This is a genomic window from Hydrogenophaga crassostreae, from assembly GCF_001761385.1.
GTDB classification, from domain to species: domain Bacteria; phylum Pseudomonadota; class Gammaproteobacteria; order Burkholderiales; family Burkholderiaceae_C; genus Hydrogenophaga; species Hydrogenophaga crassostreae.
The window spans coordinates 3,751,273-3,769,896 of sequence record NZ_CP017476.1 but is presented as its reverse complement, the minus strand read 5'-3'; the positions used below and the strand labels follow the sequence as shown (position 1 = coordinate 3,769,896).

At 62.8% G+C, this 18,624-nt stretch carries 14 protein-coding genes and 1 pseudogene; 7 read left to right on the top strand and 8 right to left on the bottom strand.

Annotated elements, in window-relative coordinates:
* Positions 1–20: 20 nt before the first annotated feature.
* From LPB072_RS17290 to cobA, 8 genes and pseudogenes are all read right to left on the bottom strand, one after another.
* Positions 21–2,891: a nitrate reductase gene (locus LPB072_RS17290; RefSeq protein WP_066085898.1), complete on the bottom strand. Its 2,871-nt coding sequence runs from the start codon at positions 2,889–2,891 to the stop codon at positions 21–23.
* Positions 2,892–3,001: 110 nt separating this feature from the next.
* Positions 3,002–3,379 (bottom strand): annotated as a pseudogene (nirD, locus tag LPB072_RS17285) (nitrite reductase small subunit NirD); the annotation flags it as partial.
* The gene (nirB, locus tag LPB072_RS17280; protein ID WP_066085901.1) at positions 3,376–5,856 is read right to left on the bottom strand and encodes a nitrite reductase large subunit NirB; all 2,481 of its coding nucleotides are present in this window, start codon (positions 5,854–5,856) and stop codon (positions 3,376–3,378) included. The pseudogene nirD and the gene nirB, both read right to left, overlap by 4 nt.
* Before the next feature lie 37 nt (positions 5,857–5,893).
* The gene (locus tag LPB072_RS17275; RefSeq protein ID WP_197508844.1) at positions 5,894–7,723 is read right to left on the bottom strand and encodes an ABC transporter ATP-binding protein; all 1,830 of its coding nucleotides are present in this window, start codon (positions 7,721–7,723) and stop codon (positions 5,894–5,896) included.
* Positions 7,724–7,754: 31 nt separating this feature from the next.
* Positions 7,755–8,729 (bottom strand): ABC transporter permease, encoded by a 975-nt coding sequence (locus LPB072_RS17270; RefSeq protein ID WP_082876730.1) that lies wholly within the window; start codon positions 8,727–8,729, stop codon positions 7,755–7,757.
* Positions 8,730–8,734: 5 nt separating this feature from the next.
* Positions 8,735–10,105, bottom strand: a complete 1,371-nt coding sequence (locus LPB072_RS17265) for a CmpA/NrtA family ABC transporter substrate-binding protein (RefSeq protein ID WP_066085904.1) — start codon at positions 10,103–10,105, stop codon at positions 8,735–8,737.
* A 377-nt stretch (positions 10,106–10,482) separates the two neighbouring features.
* Complete coding sequence (locus LPB072_RS17260; protein WP_066085907.1) at positions 10,483–11,772, bottom strand: nitrate regulatory protein; 1,290 nt, start codon at positions 11,770–11,772, stop codon at positions 10,483–10,485.
* Positions 11,773–11,830: 58 nt separating this feature from the next.
* Entirely contained in the window at positions 11,831–12,670 is an 840-nt protein-coding gene (gene cobA / locus LPB072_RS17255) for a uroporphyrinogen-III C-methyltransferase (protein WP_066085910.1), read from the bottom strand.
* A 215-nt stretch (positions 12,671–12,885) separates the two neighbouring features.
* On the opposite strand from cobA, the gene LPB072_RS17250 reads away from it, so the two are divergent.
* The 7 genes from LPB072_RS17250 to ahbB (LPB072_RS17220) all read left to right on the top strand — a co-directional run bounded on the left by LPB072_RS17250 (position 12,886) and on the right by ahbB (LPB072_RS17220) (position 18,622).
* The gene (locus tag LPB072_RS17250; protein ID WP_197508843.1) at positions 12,886–14,610 is read left to right on the top strand and encodes a nitrite reductase; all 1,725 of its coding nucleotides are present in this window, start codon (positions 12,886–12,888) and stop codon (positions 14,608–14,610) included.
* Between the two features lie 135 nt (positions 14,611–14,745).
* Complete coding sequence (locus LPB072_RS17245; RefSeq protein WP_066085913.1) at positions 14,746–15,060, top strand: c-type cytochrome; 315 nt, start codon at positions 14,746–14,748, stop codon at positions 15,058–15,060.
* A gap of 47 nt (positions 15,061–15,107) precedes the next feature.
* The gene (locus LPB072_RS17240) at positions 15,108–15,434 is read left to right on the top strand and encodes a c-type cytochrome (RefSeq protein ID WP_066086389.1); all 327 of its coding nucleotides are present in this window, start codon (positions 15,108–15,110) and stop codon (positions 15,432–15,434) included.
* Positions 15,431–16,627, top strand: a complete 1,197-nt coding sequence (locus LPB072_RS17235; RefSeq protein WP_066085916.1) for a cytochrome D1 domain-containing protein — start codon at positions 15,431–15,433, stop codon at positions 16,625–16,627. The genes LPB072_RS17240 and LPB072_RS17235 overlap by 4 nt, the downstream gene beginning before the upstream one ends.
* Positions 16,628–16,631: 4 nt before the next feature.
* Positions 16,632–17,666: a siroheme decarboxylase subunit beta gene (ahbB, locus tag LPB072_RS17230; RefSeq protein ID WP_066085919.1), complete on the top strand. Its 1,035-nt coding sequence runs from the start codon at positions 16,632–16,634 to the stop codon at positions 17,664–17,666.
* Complete coding sequence (locus LPB072_RS17225) at positions 17,653–18,150, top strand: Lrp/AsnC family transcriptional regulator (protein WP_066085922.1); 498 nt, start codon at positions 17,653–17,655, stop codon at positions 18,148–18,150. The genes ahbB (LPB072_RS17230) and LPB072_RS17225 overlap by 14 nt, the downstream gene beginning before the upstream one ends.
* On the top strand, positions 18,140–18,622 hold the full coding sequence (ahbB, locus tag LPB072_RS17220) for a siroheme decarboxylase subunit beta (RefSeq protein WP_066085924.1): 483 nt from the start codon (positions 18,140–18,142) through the stop codon (positions 18,620–18,622). The genes LPB072_RS17225 and ahbB (LPB072_RS17220) overlap by 11 nt, the downstream gene beginning before the upstream one ends.
* Positions 18,623–18,624 lie beyond the last annotated feature (2 nt).

Genomic DNA, 18,624 nt, shown 5'->3' with positions numbered 1-18,624 from the left:
GGCGTTATATGCAAATGCGATCAGGCGGGGATCAGCGGCACAGATTGTTTCACCAAGCGCCGCAGTTCGGGGATGCAGGAGCCACACTTGGTGCCGCATTTCAGGTCGCGTTGCAGCCGGGACATCCGTTGTTCATCGCTGCCATCGCTGGTTGTCAGCTGGGCTTGAATCGCTTCTTCGCTCACGTTGAAGCAGGTGCACACCTGTTTGCTTTTGGCCTTCACCGCGACCGGTGCTTTGGCGCCGGGCATGAGCAGCAGGCGGCCGTAGGCGTCGGCGGGCAATTCGTCTTGCAACAAGGCTTTGAGCCACACCTCGGCCGAGGTGTCGCCCGCGAGCAAGAACCCTTCCAGCTTGCGCCCCTCGCCAGTGCTGCTCAGGCGCACCGCGCGGTGTTGCTGCAGGCGGCGATCGGCGTAGCGCAGGGTCTCCGCAGAGTTCAGCAGCAGCAGCGCTTCGATCTCGGCGATCAACGCGGCGTTCGGGGCATCGTGCGCCGCTGCGCGAAACAGCAAACCGGTGCGTTCGCGGCCGAAGGGCACGCAGGCCGCGAAGGGAAAACGCTTCATCAACGCTTGCAGGCCTCGGCGCGCGCTCAGCGCCTGGCCCTCAGGCAACCAGGCCACGCCCAGCAGCGTCCACGGCAGTTCGGCCTTGAGCACCTTGATCGCGGCGTGTTTGAGCTCGGGTTGTTTGGAGGTGGGGCAGAAGGCTGAAGTGGTGAGGGCGTTGACACCGGCCAGGGGCTCCCCCGTGCTGCTGCAGCCGCTCAGGTATTCAGCGCCCCAGTGCATGGCCATGAACGCCTGGTTTTTGGCTACGCTGTCCGAGCTTTCAGTGGGCACGAGGATGGAGCCGCGTTTGCTGGTGAGGTGCACCAGATCGCCGTCTTGCCAGCCGCGCTCGGCCATGTCGGCCGGGTGCAGTTGCACGGTGGGCTCGGCCACGTGGCCAAACAGGCGGCCGAGGGTGCCGGTGCGGGTCATGCCGTGCCATTGGTCGCGCAGGCGGCCGGTGGTCAGGGAAAACGGGTAGCGGTTTTCGCGGGGGTCGGCGAGTGGAATGAACGGCAGGGCGGCGAAGCGGGCGCGGCCGTTGGGGGTGGGAAAGATGCCGTCTTCGTAGAGGCGCGTTTTGCCTTCGGTGGCGCCTTCTGGGTAGGGCCATTGTTGGGGACCTTGGGCTTCGAGCTTTGCGTAGCTGAGGCCGGTGATGTCCAGGTCGCGGCCTCGGGTGGATTCGCGGTGTTCTGTCCAGATGGATTCTGGGGAGGGGTAGGGGAAGAGGGTTGTTGTTGACGGAGCAGTCTCCGGCGACAGCGCAATCGGGGTCAGAGCCGAATTTCGATCTGCGTTGTTGTTGGTGGCTGCTGAGGTTGTCTTCCTGAATTCGGATCCGACCCCCATTGCTTCCAGTTTGTGCGCGAAATCGACCACGATTTTCCAGTCCTGGCGGGCTTCTCCAGCGGCGGGCACGGCCGCGCGCACGCGGCTGATGCGGCGTTCGCTGTTGGTGACCGTGCCTTCCTTTTCGCCCCAGGTGGTGGCGGGCAGGAGCAAGTCGGCGTACTGGCAGGTTTCGGCGGTGGCGAAGGCTTCTTGCACCACCACGAACTCGGCGCGCTGCAGCGCGCGGCGCACGGTGGCCTGATCGGGCATGGACTGGGCTGGGTTGGTGCAGGCGATCCAGAGGGCTTTGATTTCGCCGTCGGCCGCCGCCTGGAACATCTCGACAGCGGACTTGCCGGGCTTGGCGGGTACGTCCCCCACGCCCCAGAGTTTGGCCACTTCGGCGCGGTGCTGCGTGTTGGCCAGATCGCGGTGCGCGCTGAGCAGGTTCGAGAGGCCGCCCACCTCGCGCCCGCCCATGGCGTTGGGCTGGCCGGTGAGGCTGAAGGGCCCGGCGCCGGGTTTGCCGATTTGGCCGGTGGCCAGGTGCAGGTTGACGAGCGTGGCATTTTTGGCGGTGCCGCTGCTGCTTTGGTTCAGGCCCTGGCAGTAGAGGCTGAGCGTGGCTTCTGATTTGGCGAACCACTTGGCTGCGGTGAACAAATCGTCTTTGCTCAGGCCGCAAACTTCAGACACTTTTTCTGGCGTGCACTCGCGCACCATGGCTTTCAAAGCGTCAAAGCCGTCGGTGTGGGCATCGATGTAAGCGGCGTTGATCCAGCCTTCCCACATCATGATGTGCAGCAAGCCGTGGAACAGCATCACATCGCTGCCGGGCAACAGCGGCAGGTAGAGATCGGCAATGCTGGCGGTGTCGGTGCGGCGCGGGTCGGCGACGATGACCTTCATCGCCGGGTTGTTCTTGCGCGCATCCTCGATGCGGCGAAAAAGGATGGGGTGGGCAAAGGCGGCGTTGCTGCCGACGATGAACAGGCAATGGGCCTGGTCGATGTCGTCATAGCAGGCTGGTGGCGCGTCGGCACCCAGCGTGGCTTTGTAACCGGCCACTGCGCTGCTCATGCACAGGCGCGAATTGGTGTCGATGTTGTTGGTGCCGATCAGGCCTTTGGCCAGTTTGTTGAAGACGTAATAGTCTTCGGTCAGCAACTGGCCGCTGATGTAGAAACCCACGGCGTCGGGGCCGTGCTCTCGGATGATCTGCGAAAACTGATCAGCGGCCGTGTCCAGGGCACGTTCCCAGGTGACGGGTTTCGGCACTTCGCTGCGTTCAAAGCGGCGCAAGGGTTGCAGCAAACGTGTCTGCCGTGTGACGTTTTCCGATGCCGTGAGGTGCAGCGTGGCGCCTTTGGAGCAGAGCTTGCCCCAGTTGGCCGGGTGATCGGGGTCGCCTTTGACGCCCACGATCTGGTTGGCCTCGGTTTCGATGATGACGCCACAGCCCACACCGCAATACGGGCATGTGGAGCGGGTTTCTTCGGTCATGCGGCTGGCGTGATGGGTGTGATGGCCGCAGCGCCGGGCCGCCCCAAGCAAGGCCGCGCCTCCTCGGGAGGCTGCGACCCGCGCAGCGGTGGAGCGTGGGGGCCTGAAACTCTGCGGGCCGGTCCGGCAATCGGGCGGGTTTCTTCGGTGGCGTGGGTGGCCAGCTCGTTGGCATCCAGGAAGACTTTACCGTCCACCACTTGCACCGCGAAGCGCGGCGTGCAACCTTCGTCGGGCGCAGCGGCCTGGCCGTCGCACAGGCCAATCGTCCAGTTGTGCAGCGGGCAGGCCACGCTGGTGCCGAAGACGATGCCCTGGCTGAGCGGGCCGCCTTTGTGGGGGCAACGGTCGAGCAGGGCGAAGACATCGTTGTTGTCGTTGCGGAACACGGCGACTTCCAGGCCGCGATCCCGCTCGACGCGGCGGGAGCCGAGCACGGGAATGTCTTCCACTTTGCAGATCAAGGTCCAGTGGGCGGTGGTGCTCATGCTGCGCTCCCTGCGGTGGCAATTTCAGTTTCGATGGCTTTGATGGGAATGAACTGGCGCGTGTCCACAGACGCTTTCTGGGTCTCGAACCACGGATCGGGTTCGCCTTCGAGGGCCGCTTGCAGTTGTTCCCACAGCGCCTTGCGGCCTTCGGCGTCTTCCAGGATTTTTCGCTTCACGTAATCAAGGCCCACGCGGTTGATGTAGTGCACGGTCCGCTCCAGGTACCAGCCTTCCAGGCGGTATAGCTGCATGAAGGCGCCGGTGTACTCCATGACCTCTTCGGCGGTTTTCACCTTGACCAGAAACTGCGCCACCTCGGTCTTGATGCCGCCGTTGCCACCCACGTACATTTCCCAACCGCTGTCCACGCCGATCACGCCCACGTCTTTGATGCCCGATTCGGCGCAGTTGCGTGGGCAACCGGAGACGGCGAATTTCACCTTGTGCGGCGCGTACATGCGCCACATGGCTTTTTCAAGATCTTTGCCCATCTGGGTCGAATCTTGCGTGCCCATGCGGCACCATTCGCTGCCGACGCAGGTCTTCACCGTGCGCAACGCCTTGGCGTAGGCGTGGCCGCTGGGCATGCCGATGTCGTTCCACACCGATTGCAGGTCTTCCTTTTTCACGCCCAGCAGGTCGATGCGCTGGCCTCCCGTGACCTTGACGGTGGGGATCTGGTACTTGTCCACGGCGTCGGCGATGCGGCGCAATTCGTCGGCTGTGGTTTCACCGCCCCACATGCGCGGGATCACGGAGTAGGTGCCGTCTTTCTGGATGTTGGCATGACTGCGCTCGTTGATGTAGCGGCTTTGCGGATCGTCCTTGGCGTCCTTGGGCCAGGTGCTGATCAGGTAGTAGTTGACCGCCGGGCGGCAGGTGGGGCAGCCGTTGGGCGTTTTCCAGTTGAGCCTGGCGAAGGTGTCGCCGATGCTGAGCAGCTTCTCCTGGGCGATGGCATCGCGCACATCCTGATGGCTGTGTTCGGTGCAGGCGCAGATGGCCTTTTTCTTCGGCGTGGCCGAGTAGTCGCCGCCGGCTGTGAACATCAGGATCTGCTCGACCAGACCGGTGCAGGAGCCACACGAGGCGCTGGCCTTGGTGTGCTTCTTGACTTCGTCCAGGGTGAACAGACCCTTCTCTTTGATGGCCTTGCAGATGGTGCCTTTGGTCACGCCATTGCAGCCGCAGACCTCATCAGAGTCGGCCATGGCCGCGGCCTTGCTCACGCCCTGGTGACCGGCGTCGCCCAGGTGGCTTTCGCCGAACATCAGCTTGTCGCGGATGTCGTGCACCGTGCGGCCTTCGCGCAGCAGCTTGAAGTACCAGGAGCCGTCGACGGTGTCTCCATACAGGCAGGCGCCGATCAGCTTGTCGTCCTTGATCACCAGCTTCTTGTAGACACCACTTGAGGGGTCGCTCATCACGATGTCTTCGCTGCCTTCGTCGCCCATGAAGTTGCCGGCGGAGAACAGATCGATGCCGGTGACCTTGAGCTTGGTTGAGGTGAGTGATCCGCTGTAGCGGCCGATGCCGAACTCGGCCAGGTGGGTGGCCAGCACCTTGCCCTGTTCAAACAACGGGGCGACCAGACCGTAGGCGATGCCACGGTGGGCTGCGCACTCGCCAACCGCGTAGATGCGCGGATCGGTGGTGGTTTGCAGGGTGTCGTTGACGACGATGCCTTTGTTCACATGCAGTCGCATCGATTCCGCCAGCGCGGTGTTGGGGCGTATGCCCACGGCCATGACGACCAAGTCGGCCGACACTTCGCTGCCGTCTTTGAACTTCACCGAGGTCACCCGGCCGTCTTCACCGCCGATGAGTTCCTGCGTCTGGGCGCCCATGAGGAACCGCATGCCGCGCTGTTCCAGCGATTGCTGCAGCAACTTGCCCGACACGTCATCGAGCTGGCGCTCCATCAGCCAAGGCCCCACATGCACCACGCTGACGCTCATGCCGCGTTTCATCAAACCGTTGGCCGCCTCCAGGCCGAGCAGGCCACCACCAATGACCACCGCATGCTTGTAGGTGGTGGCCGCGTCGATCATGGCCTGGGTGTCGGCAATGTCGCGGTAGGCGAGCACGCCCTTCAGGTCTTTGCCGGGGATGGGCAGCATGAACGGGTTGGAGCCCGTGGCCATGATGAGCCGGTCGTAAGGCGCTGCTATGGTTTCACCGGCGGCGTTGCTGGCATGCACGATGCGCTTCACGCGATCGACCTGGGTCACCGTCCAGCCGGCGTGCAGGGTGACGGCGTTGTCGGTGTACCAGCCCCAGTCGTTGAGCACGATCTCTTCCAGCGTTTGCTCGCCGGCAAGCACGGGCGAGAGCAGGATGCGGTTGTAGTTGGGGTGGGGCTCGGCGCCGAACACCGTGATGTTGTAAAAATCCGGCGCGATTTTGATCAGTTCTTCGAGCGTGCGCACGCCGGCCATGCCGTTGCCGATCATCACGAGGTTCATCTTTTTCATGGCGGTTTTCCTGTAGGTGGATCTGTGGGGGGGCTGCTCAGTGCTGGCTGCCGCAGTCTTCGAGGAAGCCGATGAGTTCTTCGCGCAGTTCGTAGTAGCGCGGGTGCTGCAACAGCGCTTCGCGGGTGCGCGGGCGGGGCAGTGGAACGTCCATGATTTTTCCGATCCTGGCGCGGGGACCGTTGCTCATCATCACCACACGGTCGGCCAGCAAAATGGCCTCGTCCACGTCGTGTGTAACCATCATGGCGGTGACCTGGCTGCGCGACCACACCTCCATCAAAACGGCCTGCAGTTCCCAGCGCGTGAGTGAGTCCAGCATGCCGAAGGGCTCGTCGAGCAACAGCATCTTGGGGTTGAGTGCAAAGGCGCGCGCAATGCCCACGCGCTGCTTCATGCCGTTGGACAGCTCCGATGCCTTTTTCTGCATCGATGAGCCCAGGCCCACGCGGTTGAGGTAATAACCCACCGTGTCGCGGCGTTCCGCTTCGCTGGCGTGGGGAAACACGCGGGCCACGCCCAGCATCACGTTGTCAAAAGCGGTGAGCCAGGGCACCAGGCTCGGTGCCTGAAACACCAGGCCGCGGTCGGGACCGGCGTCGGCCACTTCTCGGCCGTCGAGCACGATCACGCCGTCGGTGATGTCGGTCAGGCCCGCCATCATCGAAAGCACGGTGGACTTGCCACAACCCGAGTGACCGATCACCGAGATGAATTCGCCTTTGCGGATCTTCAGATCGAAACCATCGACCACGGTTTGTGGCCCCTTGGGTGTGGGGTAGACCTTGATGACCTGTGAGAACTCAACGAAGCGGTCATCGGCGCTGCTCGGTGCGAGTGGGGCATCAATGGCAGGGGCTTCGGGCTGGCTGAAGGATGCTTCAATGCGCTCGGCCAAGGTGGCATGGCGCAGGGCGAACCGGCTGGCCAGCGTCGGGCTGGCAATCTTTTCCACTGCGCTGCGTGGCGTGAGCGTGGGCAGTTGTATGACGTTGCCACCATGGCTGGCTGCGTGCCTGTTTGAGAGCGCGATCAGGTACTGCGTGATCTCGGCGCGCAGTTGCTGGAAACGCGCGTCGTGGTTCATGGCGCGGCGATCGCGGGGACGGGGGATGTCGACCACGAACGAGGGCCCGAGCGTGGCACCCGGGCCGATGTCCAGCGGGATGATGCGGTCGGCCATCATCAGAGCCTCATCGACATCGTTGGTAATGAGCACCACGGTCTTGGTGTCTTCGCTCCAGATGCGCACGATTTCGTCTTGCAGGTTGGCGCGGGTGAGGGCGTCGAGCGCGGAAAGCGGCTCGTCGAGCAACAACACATCGGGGTCTGTGGCCAGCGCGCGCGCCACCGACACGCGCTGGCGCATGCCGCCCGAGAGCTGGGCGGGCTTCTTGTCGATCGCAGGCGTGAGCCCCACCATCGAGACATAGCGTTTGACCCGCTCAGCGCGTTCGGCCGCGCTTTCGCTGGCGAACACGCGGTCCACGGCGAGGGCCACGTTGTCGCGCACGCTGAGCCAGGGCATCAGCGAATAGCTCTGGAACACGATGCCGCGATCGGGGCCCGGGCCGGTGATGGCTTCGCCGTTCTTCAAGACCTCACCGCTGTCGGCGCTGATGAGACCCGCGAGCAAGCTGACCAGCGTGGTCTTGCCGCTGCCGGAGAACCCGACGATGGCCACGAACTCACCCGGTTCCACACGCAGGTTCAGGTTCTTCAGAATCTCCGAGCGGCCAGCGCCCGAGCCGTGGCCTTTGCAGACGTTTTTCAGCTCCAGCGCAGCGGCGTTGGGCACGGACACCAGCGTGGGTTTGTGCATGGCGCTGTCGTTGGCATCGGGGCTGGGTTTGAGAGCGAGGTTCATGGCAGCGTCCTGTTCGTTCGGGTGGTGCGCTTCAACGCGGCACCACGAGGTTTTGCAGCACCTGCATCAGGCGGTCGAGGGCGTAGCCGATCAGGCCAATGGTGAACACCGCCACCATGATCCGACTCAGCGAATCGGAGCTGCCGTTCTGGAATTCGTCCCAGACGAACTTGCCCAGGCCAGGGTTTTGCGCCAGCATTTCGGCGGCGATCAGCACCATCCAGCCCACACCGAGCGACAACCGCATGCCGGTGAAGATGAAGGGCAGGGCTGAGGGCAAGATGATCTTGCGAACGCGGGTGGCCAGCGGCAGCTGCAAGACCTTGCCCACGTTGACCAGATCCTTGTCGACCGAGGTCACGCCGATGGCGGTGTTGATCAGGGTGGTCCACAGCGAACACAAGGTAACCGTGATGGCGGAAATCAGAAACGACTTCTGGAACATCGGCTCGTCGGTGGTGACATAGACCGCGCTGACGATCAAGGTCACGATGGGCAGCCAGGCCAGCGGGGAGACCGGACGAAACAGCTGCACCATCGGGTTGATGGCCGCCTGCACAATCTTCGATGTGCCGGCCAGAATGCCCAGGGGCACGGCCACCACGGTGGCGAGCAAAAAGCCCACAAACACGGTGTAGAGGCTGGTGACGATCTGGTCGAGGTAGGTGCGTTTGCCGGTCCACTGGAAGTTGCGCGGCTCATAGCTCGGGTCTTCGGCGATGCGCTCCTTGTCGCGTTCTGCCTGGCGCTTGTAGAAGGCGGCTTCGCGTTCGCGCTCGGAGAAGTGCTCCTTCACCAGAACAACCGCCTGCTCCGCGACCTGAGCCGGACCGGGCACGGCGCCCAGGCTGGTCTGGATGCGCGAGGCAGCGACCGACCACAGCGCCAGAAAGATGGCGAAAGCGATCACCGGTACGCCGACCGACATCACAAAAGCGCGGCCCAGTTCGCGGGGATCGCGCAGGGCAGCGGCCCCGCTGCCAAAAAGTTTGTTCACGAGTTCCATGGTGTTCAGACCTTGTCAGCGGCTTTCAGGCCGATCTTGAATTTGGCGAGGTAGTCGTTGGGCTTGCGGCCGTCGTAGTCGACGCCGTCGATGAACCCGGTCTGAACACCCTTGAAGCCGTCGGTCTTGGGCAGGTCGCTTGCCTTGATCTTGCCTTCGGCGACCAGCGCGTTGGCGGCCTCCATGTAGATCGTGGGCTGGTAGACCTTCTTGGCGATGTCCATGTACCAGCTGTCGGGTTTGGCCTCGGTGATCTGGCCCCAGCGGCGCATCTGCGTGAGGTACCAGATGGCGTCGCTGTAGAAGGGGAACGTGGCGAAATTTCGGAAGAAAACGTTGAAGTCGGGTGCCGGGCGCTTGTCGCCCTTTTCGTACTCGAAGGTGCCGGTCATGCTGTTGGCAATCACCGCTTCGTCGGCCCCCACGTACTGCGATTTCGACAGCATCTTCACCGCCTCGACGCGGTTGGCCATGGAGGCATCGAGCCACTGGCCCGCACGGATCAGCGCCTTGACAACCGCGACATGGGTGATGGGGTTGGCCTTGGCCCAGGCGCCGGTGACGCCGAACACCTTTTCGGGGTTGTTCTTCCAGATCTCGTTGTCGGTGACCACGGGCACGCCAATGCCCTTGAAGACCGCCTGCTGGTTCCAGGGCTCACCCACGCAGTAGCCGTGGATGGTGCCCGACTCCATGGTGTTGGGCATTTGGGGTGGCGGTGTCACCGAGAGCAGCACGTCGGCTTTGGACGTGCCGGAAATGTCGCTCGATGTGTAGTAGCCCGGGTTCATTCCGCCGGCGGCCAGCCAGTAGCGCAGCTCGTAGTTGTGCGTGGAGACCGGGAACACCATGCCCATCTTGAAAGCCTTGCCTTCTTTTTTCCAGGCGTCGACCACCTTTTTCAGCGCATCGGCCTTGATCGGGTGCGCCACCTTGCCGTCTTTCATGGGCAGGTGCGGTTTCATCTCGGCCCACACCGCGTTGGACACGGTGATGGCGTTGCCGTTGAGGTCCATGCTGAAGGCGGTCACGATGTCGGCCTTGGTGCCGAAGCCGATGGTGGCACCCAGCGGTTGGCCCGCGAGCATGTGGGCGCCGTCCAGCTGACCGTCGATCACGCGGTCGAGCAGCACCTTCCAGTTGGCCTGGGCCTCGAGTTGCACATTGAGGCCTTCGTCTTCGAAGTAGCCTTTTTCGTACGCGACCACCAACGGGGCGCAGTCGGTGAGTTTGATGAAGCCGAACTTCAGCTGTTCTTTCTCTGGCCGGGCCTTGGCCGCCAGCGCAGGCAATCCAAAGGTGGTGGCACCGGCCAGGGCGATGGCCTGGGTGGCGAAGCGGCGGCGGTTCAGTGATGAGCGGCTGGGTGCGGACATGAAGAACTCCTTGAGGCAAAGTGAAAATCGGTGGTCCAGAACGAAAAACGGCGACCATCCCCTGGCGAACCGTCAAGTTCGCTTCGGGATGGACGCCGTTGTCCTGTGTCTGGGATGACTTCGGGATTTGTGCCGCCATTGGCGCAAATCTCATTGCCTTGCTCTATGCAGGGACCGTGCCAGCCTCAGGGTTTGCCCGTGGTGATTGGGTCGAGTGGCTTGATTTGTATGGAAATTTGTTTTTCCAACGCTGCTGGCGCCTTCATCAGGCGCTGAACGAAGCGAATCCGTGGCCCCCAAATAGGTGCACCAATCAAGTGCAAAAAACGGGAGTCGGCACGTTCTTTGTGCGGTGCAGCACTGCGGACCTTGTTGGCTCAGCGCTGCGGTTCTGGAAGCACTTCAGCCATGGAAAGCAGGGCTTCTGCGACATCGATCAGGCGCCGGTTTTGATTCATGGCCATCTGACGCATGTTTTTGTGGGCGTCTTCTTCGCTCAGGCGCCGGTGGGCCATCAACAGGCCTTTCGCCCGCTCGATCAGCTTGCGTTCGCTGAGGCTGGCGCGAACGGTGTCCAGCTCTTGCGCCATGCTTTGCAGCCTCCGCGCCTGGTCTTGCACCAACTCGAGGATCGAGCGGTCGAGTTGCAAACCGAAGCCCGGGGCTGTGGGGCTGAGAGCGGAAGCGGGCGTGCTCAGATCGGGCGAGGCCTGGTCGAAAAAGGAGAGGTCGTCGGCCGGGTCAAACCGGCTGGTGTTGCCCTGGCTGTTCAAGGCTTCAAAAGTGGCCAGTTCGGCTGTGGCCGCGGCCAGGCGGGTTTCACACAGCTCCAGCAGGTCCAGTGCGAGCCGGTCCTCGATGGCCTTCATGGCGTCAATGACCGCTGTGTTTGCATCGAACCAGACCTGGCTGAGTTGCCGGTCCAGCGGCGCGCCGTTTGAGGCGGTGCAAAGCACACGCCGCATGCGCTCCAGTGTGGCGAGCTGTTTGGCGTGCTGCGCGAGCTGCCAGGCCTGCCACTGCGGCGGGCTGGCGAACTCTTCAAAGACCTGCAGGCAGCGCTCCTGCGACTCGATCAGGTGCAGCAGGCGCTGCTGAGCAACAGCATTGGCCTGGCCAGCAGCGAACAGGGCCGAGCCTGTGGCGCGCTCCTGTCCGGTCAGTTCTTTGCCTTGCATGAAGTTGAACAAGGCCACCAGACTGCGAGAGATACCTGGGTCAGCGGCGGTATCGGCGGCTTCAAACACAACGGCCAACAGGCTGCTGATCAGACGCACATAGGCTGCCGTCGCCCGCTCGGCCGGCCAGGCCTCGGCGCGCAGTCGGCGGCGCAGCGCCGGCAGGGCGGCCATGCCCTGCAAGGCGTAGGCAATGCGGCTGAAAAGGCGGGCGCCCTGGCTGGGCCGGGCCGTGGCCACGTTCATGCCTTCAAAGCATGACGCGACTTGGGCCTGAAGTGTCTCGCTGTCCAGGATCTGCTGCCCGAGCGCCGCTTCCCATTGGGCGTTTTGGGACGCCAGGTGCAGGTTGGTCAAGCCTCGTTCACGCTGCAATCCGTGAACCAGTCGACCCACAGCGTTGACCAGCGCGCTGGTGTGGGCGAGTTGTTGCAGTTCGGTGATCTCACAGCGCTTGGCTGCGATCAGAAAGCGGAGTCCGGATGTCAATGGGCGAAGCGGGCTGTGGAGGGTGCTTCCTCCACAGCAACTTCTGTGCCGCCGGCGCTCAGGTCGTTGTGGCCAACCGTTGTTCGGCGTGCTGCGACGGCATCAATTCGGCACGCAGCGCCACGACAGCGCCCACCATGATCAAGGCAGGGGGTTTGACCCGGTGTTCTTTGGCCAGGTCCGGGAGGTTGGCCAGGGTGCCTGTGATGCAGCGTTCTTCAGGTTGGGTGGCGCGCTCGACCAGGGCCGCAGGCGTGTTCTCGGGCAAACCGTGGGCAATCAGCTGGGCGCAGATCTCGGGCAGGTTGTTCACGCCCATGTAGAGCACCACGGTCTGGCGCGGACGGGCGAGCATTTCCCAGTCCATGTCGAGCACGCGGTTTTCCCGCATGTGACCCGTGGACAGCACCAAAGAACAGGCGTGGTCGCGGTGCGTGAGCGGAATACCCACGGAAGCGGCGGCGCCTTGGGCGGCGGTCAGGCCGGGTACCACGGTGAATGGCACGCCAGCGGCCGCAAGCGCCTGGGCCTCTTCGCCGCCGCGGCCAAAGATGTAGCCGTCGCCACCCTTGAGGCGCAACACGGGACGACCCGACCGGGCGAGCCGAACCATGAGTTCGATGATGTCTGTTTGCGGCAGGGTGTGGCGGGAAGACTCTTTGCCGACGTACACACGGTCAGCGTCGGGAGGCAACATATCCAGGACACCCGGGCTCACGAGGTGGTCGTAAAGCACCAGTTTGGCCGCTTGCAGCGCTCGCATGGCCTTGATGGTCAGCAGTTCGGGATCGCCGGGGCCGGCGCCGACAAGGGTCACCGCTGCGGGCGGGCCGTCGAAACCGGGCTCGTTTTCCGACCAGCCAGGGGTCAGCCAATGGCTGGGTTCCATGACGCTCATCTTCTGCACTCCTCAGGTTTCTGTTGTTGGATTGATTGTTCTAGCGAGGTGTTGTGCTGTCCTTGACTCAGGTCAAGGACAGGACCTGAGCGGCAGTTGACGATGGTTATCGTTCGCTCACCGGCAATGGACAGCTGCCTGGCGAACTGGTCTGAAAACCCGGGAAGGGTGGGCAGACTGCTTACAACAGCTGATCCGTGACGGAGAGAGAACCCATGAAACCCACCAAGATTATTCTGGGCACGCTGGCCATGGCCGCCATGCTCGTTGCCGGCAGCCTTCACGCAGAAGACGTCAAGAAGACGCTGACCCAACCCGAGGCCAACTACCAGGCAGGCAGTTCACCGATTGGTGAGTCGCCCATGCATCAAAGCGTCAACCCCAAAGCGCCGCCCATGACGCAGGCCGAATTCGACCTGGGGCGCAAGATCTATTTCGAGCGTTGCGCAGGTTGCCACGGCGTGCTGCGAAAAGGCGCCACGGGCAAGCCATTGACACCTGACCTCACGGTGGGCAAGGGCACGGACTACCTCAAAGTGTTCATCAACTACGGCTCGCCGGCCGGCATGCCCAACTGGGGCACTTCGGGTGAACTCAACGACCAGGAAGTGGATCTCATGGCCCGCTACATCCAGCACGAGCCACCCATCCCGCCCGAGTACAGCCTGGCCGACATGAAGTCGACCTGGAAGGTCATTGTGCCGCCCGAGAAGCGGCCGACCAAAAAGATGAACAACTACAACATCAGCAACATTTTCTCGACCACGCTGCGCGATGCGGGTGAGATTGCGTTGATCGATGGTGACTCGAAGGAAATCATCAGCATCCTGAAAACCGGCTATGCGGTGCACATTTCTCGCATGTCGGCTTCGGGTCGCTACCTGTTTGTGATCGGCCGCGATGCCAAGGTCAACATGATCGACCTGTGGATGGAAAAGCCCGACACCGTGGCTGAAATCCGCACCGGTCTGGAAGCCCGTTCGGTCGAGAGCAGCAAGTTCAAAGGCTATGAAGACAAGTACGTGATTGCCGGCACCTACTGGCCGCCACAGTTCGTCATCATGGATGGCGACACGCTGGAGCCGCTGAAGATCGTCTCGACCCGGGGCAACGTGGTCGGTACGCAGGAATACCACCCCGAGCCGCGCGTGGCGTCCATCGTTGGCAGTCACTTCAAGCCCGAGTTTGTCGTCAACGTCAAAGAAACCGGCAAGACCCTGATGGTGGACTATTCCGACCTGAAGGCGCTGAAGATGACCGAAATCGGTTCGGCCCCTTTTCTGCATGACGGCGGTCTGGATTCGAGCAAGCGCTACTTCATGGTGGCGGCCAACAACAGCAACAAGATTTCGGTCATTGATCTGAAGACCGACAAGCTGGCTGCGCTGATCGATGTGGGCAAAATTCCCCACCCCGGTCGCGGTGCCAACTTCATCCATCCGAAGTTTGGTCCTGTGTGGTCTACCGGCCATCTCGGCGACGAGACCATTTCCCTGATCGGCACCGACCCCGTCAAGCACCCCAAGAACGCATGGAAAGTGGTGCAGACGCTGACTGGCCAAGGCGGCGGTGCGTTGTTCATCAAGAGCCATCCCAAGTCCAACCACCTGTATTCGGACACGCCGCTGAATCCCGATCCGAAGATTTCGCAATCGGTGGCGGTGTACGACATCAACAACCTGGCCAAGGGCTACACCGTGTTGCCCATAGCCGAGTGGGCCGATATCAAGGATGACGGTGCCAAACGCGTGGTGCAGCCCGAGTTCAACAAGGCGGGCGATGAGGTCTGGTTCTCGGTCTGGAGCGCCAAAGACAAGATCAGCGCCATGGTCGTGGTGGATGACAAGACGCTCAAGCTCAAGGCTGTGATCAAGGATCCGCGCCTGATCACGCCGACCGGCCACTTCAACGTCAACAACACGCAAAACGACGTGTATTGATGACCCACCCCCGCGCCGCGCCTGCGGCGCGCCACCCCCTCAAGGGGGCGGCACTGGCGGACCGGCGATGCCGGATCCGCTGTGCCCTGGGATGGGTTCACTTCACGCGTAGCGCTTCATCTTTTCGGAGTTTTTATGAAAACACTTTCTCTCATCGTGGCCGCTGTGGCCTTGGCCTTCTCGGCGGGTTCAGCCATGGCCGATGGCGAAGCCGCTTTGACCAAGGGCGGCTGCATGGCCTGCCATGCCAAAGACAAAAAGCTGGTCGGACCTTCGTTCAAGGACATTGCCACCAAGTACAAGGGCCAGGACGTGAGCGCACAGCTGATGGACAAGGTTCGCAAGGGAGGTTCTGGCGTGTGGGGGCCGATTCCCATGTCGCCCAACCCGGTGGCCAAGATTGACGACGACAGCCTCAAGGAAGCGGTGGCGTTCATTCTCAAGTCCTGATCGATCGGTTGACCGGCGTGCGCACAGCTCAGCTTCTGTTGGTGGGGATGTTGGGCCTGGCTGCCCACCCCACCTTTGCTGAATCGCCCGGGGCGCCCCAAGGCTCCCGGGTGCAGGCGCTGGTGCACATGGTTCGTCAAGACTGTGGCTCTTGCCACGGCATGCGGCTGACCGGTGGCCTGGGGCCTGCGCTGACCCGCGAAGCGCTGGCCGGGTTTCCTCTGGAAAGCCTGGCCGCCACGATTTACCACGGCCGCCCAGGCACGCCCATGCCGCCCTGGAGCGCCATGCTCAATGAAGCGGAAGCCCGCTGGATCGCGCAGCAGCTGCTGCAAGGCTTCCCCGAAGAAACAACCACACCCCACATTCAATGAAACGCCGCCATCTGCTGGCCTCAGCCGCCGTCACCCTGCCGTCCCTGGCCGCCCTGGGTTTGTTGCCCGGTTGCGCCGCATCCATGCTGCGAGGCACAGGCGACCTGGGCGTGGTGATCGGCCGCGCCAATGGCACGCTGTACCTCGTGGACACCACGGCACAGGCCTTGATCGGAGAAGTGTCCGGCCTGGGTGACCTGTCCCACGCCTCCGTGGTGTTCTCGCGCGACGGCCTGTTCGCCTACGTGTTCGGACGCGATGGCGGCCTCACGCAAGTCAACCTGCTGGAGCGTCGCATCACCCGGCGGGTGATGCAGGCGGGCAATTCCATTGGCGGTGCCATCAGCGCCGACGGCAGCCTGGTCGCCGCGCAAAACTACACGCCCGGTGGCGTCAAAATATTTGACGCCCACACCCTGGCGCTCGTGGCCGATGTGCCGGCCGAGTACGCGCCGGGAAAATTGTCCAAGGTGGTGGGTCTGGTGGATTTGCCTGGGCGTCGATTTGCGTACAGCCTCTTTGAGGGCAACGCAATATGGGTGATCGATTGCACCGACCCAGCCCGAGTGGGCATTCAAAAATTCGAAGGTGTCGGCCAGCAACCCTACGACGCCCTGGTCACGCCCGATGGCCGTCACTACATTGCAGGCCTGTTTGGCGAAGACGGTCTGGCCATGATCGACCTGTGGGCCGCTGAGCCCAAGGTGCAGCGCATCCTGAGCGGTTATGGCAAAGGCCAGGAGGCATTGCCGGTCTACAAAATGCCGCATCTGCGCGGTTGGGCTGTGGCCGGTCGGCGCGCCTACTTGCCCGCGATCGGGCGCCACGAGGTGCTGGTGGTTGATACCGACACCTGGAAAGAAGTGGGCCGCATCCCGGTGGCCGGTCAGCCGGTGTTCGTGATGGCTCGGCCCGATGGACGCCAGGTGTGGGTGAATTTCTCGGTGCCCGATTACCACCGTGTGCAGGTGATCGACACCCAGACCCAGACCATTGTGAAAACCCTGGAGCCGGGCAAAGCCGTTTTGCACATGGAGTTCACACCACGTGGCGAATCGGTGTGGATCAGCAGCCGCGATGACAACCGCGTGAGCATCATCGATACCCAGACGCTGGCCACCCGCGCCCGTCTCGATGTGCCTTCGCCCAGCGGCATCTTTTTCACCTCGCGCGCTGCGCGACTGGGCTTTTGACGCCATGAACGCGCGAGCCCCTTGGCCAACCGCCCCCAGCAACACCGACATGGCGTTGCTCAATGAATGGCAGCATGGGTTTCCGTTGGTGCGCGAGCCGTTTTTGCAGATCGCCCAGGCGTTGTCGTTGAACGAAGCGCAGGTGATCGGGTCTTTCCAGCAGATGCAGGAGCGTGGCGCCATCAGCCGGATCGGTGGCGTGTTTTCGCCCGGCGCAGGCGGCGCGGCATTGCTGGCCGCGATGGCCGTACCGGCCGATCGCCTGGACGCCATTGCGGCGCAGGTGTCGGCCCACCCGGGGGTGAACCACAACTACGAACGTGAGCACCGCTTCAACCTCTGGTTTGTGATGACCGGGACCGATGCCCACGCGGTGAATGCAGCGATGGATGGCCTGGAGCGCGAGACCGGCTTGCCTGCGTTGCGGCTGCGCATGGAGCGCGCGTACCGCATTGATCTGGGTTTTGACCTGCGGCACGCCACCGCCCAAGCGCCCATGCGGGTTCATCGGGGGGGAGATACGGCAGCGCTGGTCGGCAAAGACCACCTGCTGGCCGCTTGCGTGGAACAGGGACTGTCCATCACCGCTCGACCTTTTGACGCCTGGGCCAGCGCTTGCGAGTGCAGCCCTGAAGAGATCATCGACCGGTTGCAGCGGTGGGTTGACGCTGGCACGCTCAAGCGCTTTGGCGTGGTGGTTCGTCACCATGAGCTGGGCTTTTCGGCCAACGCCATGACGGTGTTCAATGTGCCGGAAGACCAGGTCGATGCCTGCGGCGAATTGCTCGCGGCGCAGCCTGGCGTGACGCTGGCTTACAAGCGTGAGCGTGCCCAAGGTTGGCCGTTCAATCTGTATTGCATGGTGCACGGTACACACCGAGAGGCGGTGCACGCAGTGATCGAACGCGTGATTCCCGCTGTGGGGTTGACCCACTACCCGCGCGAAATTTTGTTTTCCACCCGCCGTTTCAAACAAACCGGGGCGCGTCGATTCCGCTCCCTGCCCAATGCCCAGGAGCCCGCCCATGCTCTCGCCTGACGACGCCCGTTTGGTGGCCTTCTTGCATGGGGGCTTTCCACTGACCGACCGGCCGTTCGCCGACGTGGCAGAGCAACTGGGTTGCCCGGAAGATGTGGTGATCGAGCGTTTGCAGCGGTTGCTGTCCCACGGCGATTTGAGCCGTTTCGGCCCGCTTTTTCAAATCGAGCGTGCGGGTGGCCGTTTCGTATTGGCCGCCATGGCGGTGCCCGAACCTCGGTTCGATGCGGTGGCCGAGCTGCTCAATGGCATTTCCGAGGTGGCCCACAATTACCGGCGCGAATCGGCGCACCCCGATCAACCCAACGCCACACCGCTCAACATGTGGTTTGTCTTGGCGGTGGAGTCGGCCGATCTGATTGCACCGACCATCGCCCATATTGAAGCCGTTACCGGCTTGAGCGTGTTTGACTTTCCGAAAGACCGCGAGTTCTTCGTGGAGTTGAAGCTCCCCCTTCTGGAAGGTCTTGGCCATGCCACTTGACGAACTGGACCGCCGTTTGATTCGAGCGACACAAGGTGGTTTGCCCTTGCTTCCCCGACCCTACGAGGCCGTGGGCGCCATGCTGGGCATTGATGGTGAACAGGTGCGCCGTCGCATGCAGGCCATGCTCGACGCGGGGTTGATTCGCCGCATTGGCGCCGTGCCCAACCACTACCGTCTGGGCTTTACGGCCAATGGCATGAGCGTGTGGGATGTGGCCGATGACCTTGTCGACGAACTGGGGGAGCGCATCGGTCAACTGTCTGGCGTGAGCCACTGCTACCGCCGCCCCCGTCGTCTGCCCGTCTGGCGCTACAACCTGTTTGCCATGCTGCATGGCCGTTCGCGCGAAGAGGTCGAGCGACAAGCCGAAGATATCGCTGCCATGCTCGGCCCTGCCTGTGCCGCCCATGACATCCTGTATTCCACCGCCATCCTGAAAAAGACAGGATTGCGACTCAACGAAAGCTGACC

Bases quoted from the DNA above. Each gene is read 5' to 3' on its own strand.
- LPB072_RS17290 (WP_066085898.1), bottom strand. From the start codon at position 2,891: ATGACCGAAGAAACCCGCTCCACATGCCCGTATTGCGGTGTGGGCTGT.
- nirB (WP_066085901.1), bottom strand. From the start codon at position 5,856: ATGAAAAAGATGAACCTCGTGATGATCGGCAACGGCATGGCCGGCGTG.
- LPB072_RS17275 (WP_197508844.1), bottom strand. From the start codon at position 7,723: ATGAACCTCGCTCTCAAACCCAGCCCCGATGCCAACGACAGCGCCATG.
- LPB072_RS17270 (WP_082876730.1), bottom strand. From the start codon at position 8,729: ATGGAACTCGTGAACAAACTTTTTGGCAGCGGGGCCGCTGCCCTGCGC.
- LPB072_RS17265 (WP_066085904.1), bottom strand. From the start codon at position 10,105: ATGTCCGCACCCAGCCGCTCATCACTGAACCGCCGCCGCTTCGCCACC.
- cobA (WP_066085910.1), bottom strand. From the start codon at position 12,670: ATGAGCGTCATGGAACCCAGCCATTGGCTGACCCCTGGCTGGTCGGAA.
- LPB072_RS17250 (WP_197508843.1), top strand. From the start codon at position 12,886: ATGAAACCCACCAAGATTATTCTGGGCACGCTGGCCATGGCCGCCATG.
- LPB072_RS17245 (WP_066085913.1), top strand. From the start codon at position 14,746: ATGAAAACACTTTCTCTCATCGTGGCCGCTGTGGCCTTGGCCTTCTCG.
- LPB072_RS17240 (WP_066086389.1), top strand. From the start codon at position 15,108: ATGTTGGGCCTGGCTGCCCACCCCACCTTTGCTGAATCGCCCGGGGCG.
- LPB072_RS17235 (WP_066085916.1), top strand. From the start codon at position 15,431: ATGAAACGCCGCCATCTGCTGGCCTCAGCCGCCGTCACCCTGCCGTCC.
- ahbB (WP_066085919.1), top strand. From the start codon at position 16,632: ATGAACGCGCGAGCCCCTTGGCCAACCGCCCCCAGCAACACCGACATG.
- LPB072_RS17225 (WP_066085922.1), top strand. From the start codon at position 17,653: ATGCTCTCGCCTGACGACGCCCGTTTGGTGGCCTTCTTGCATGGGGGC.
- ahbB (WP_066085924.1), top strand. From the start codon at position 18,140: ATGCCACTTGACGAACTGGACCGCCGTTTGATTCGAGCGACACAAGGT.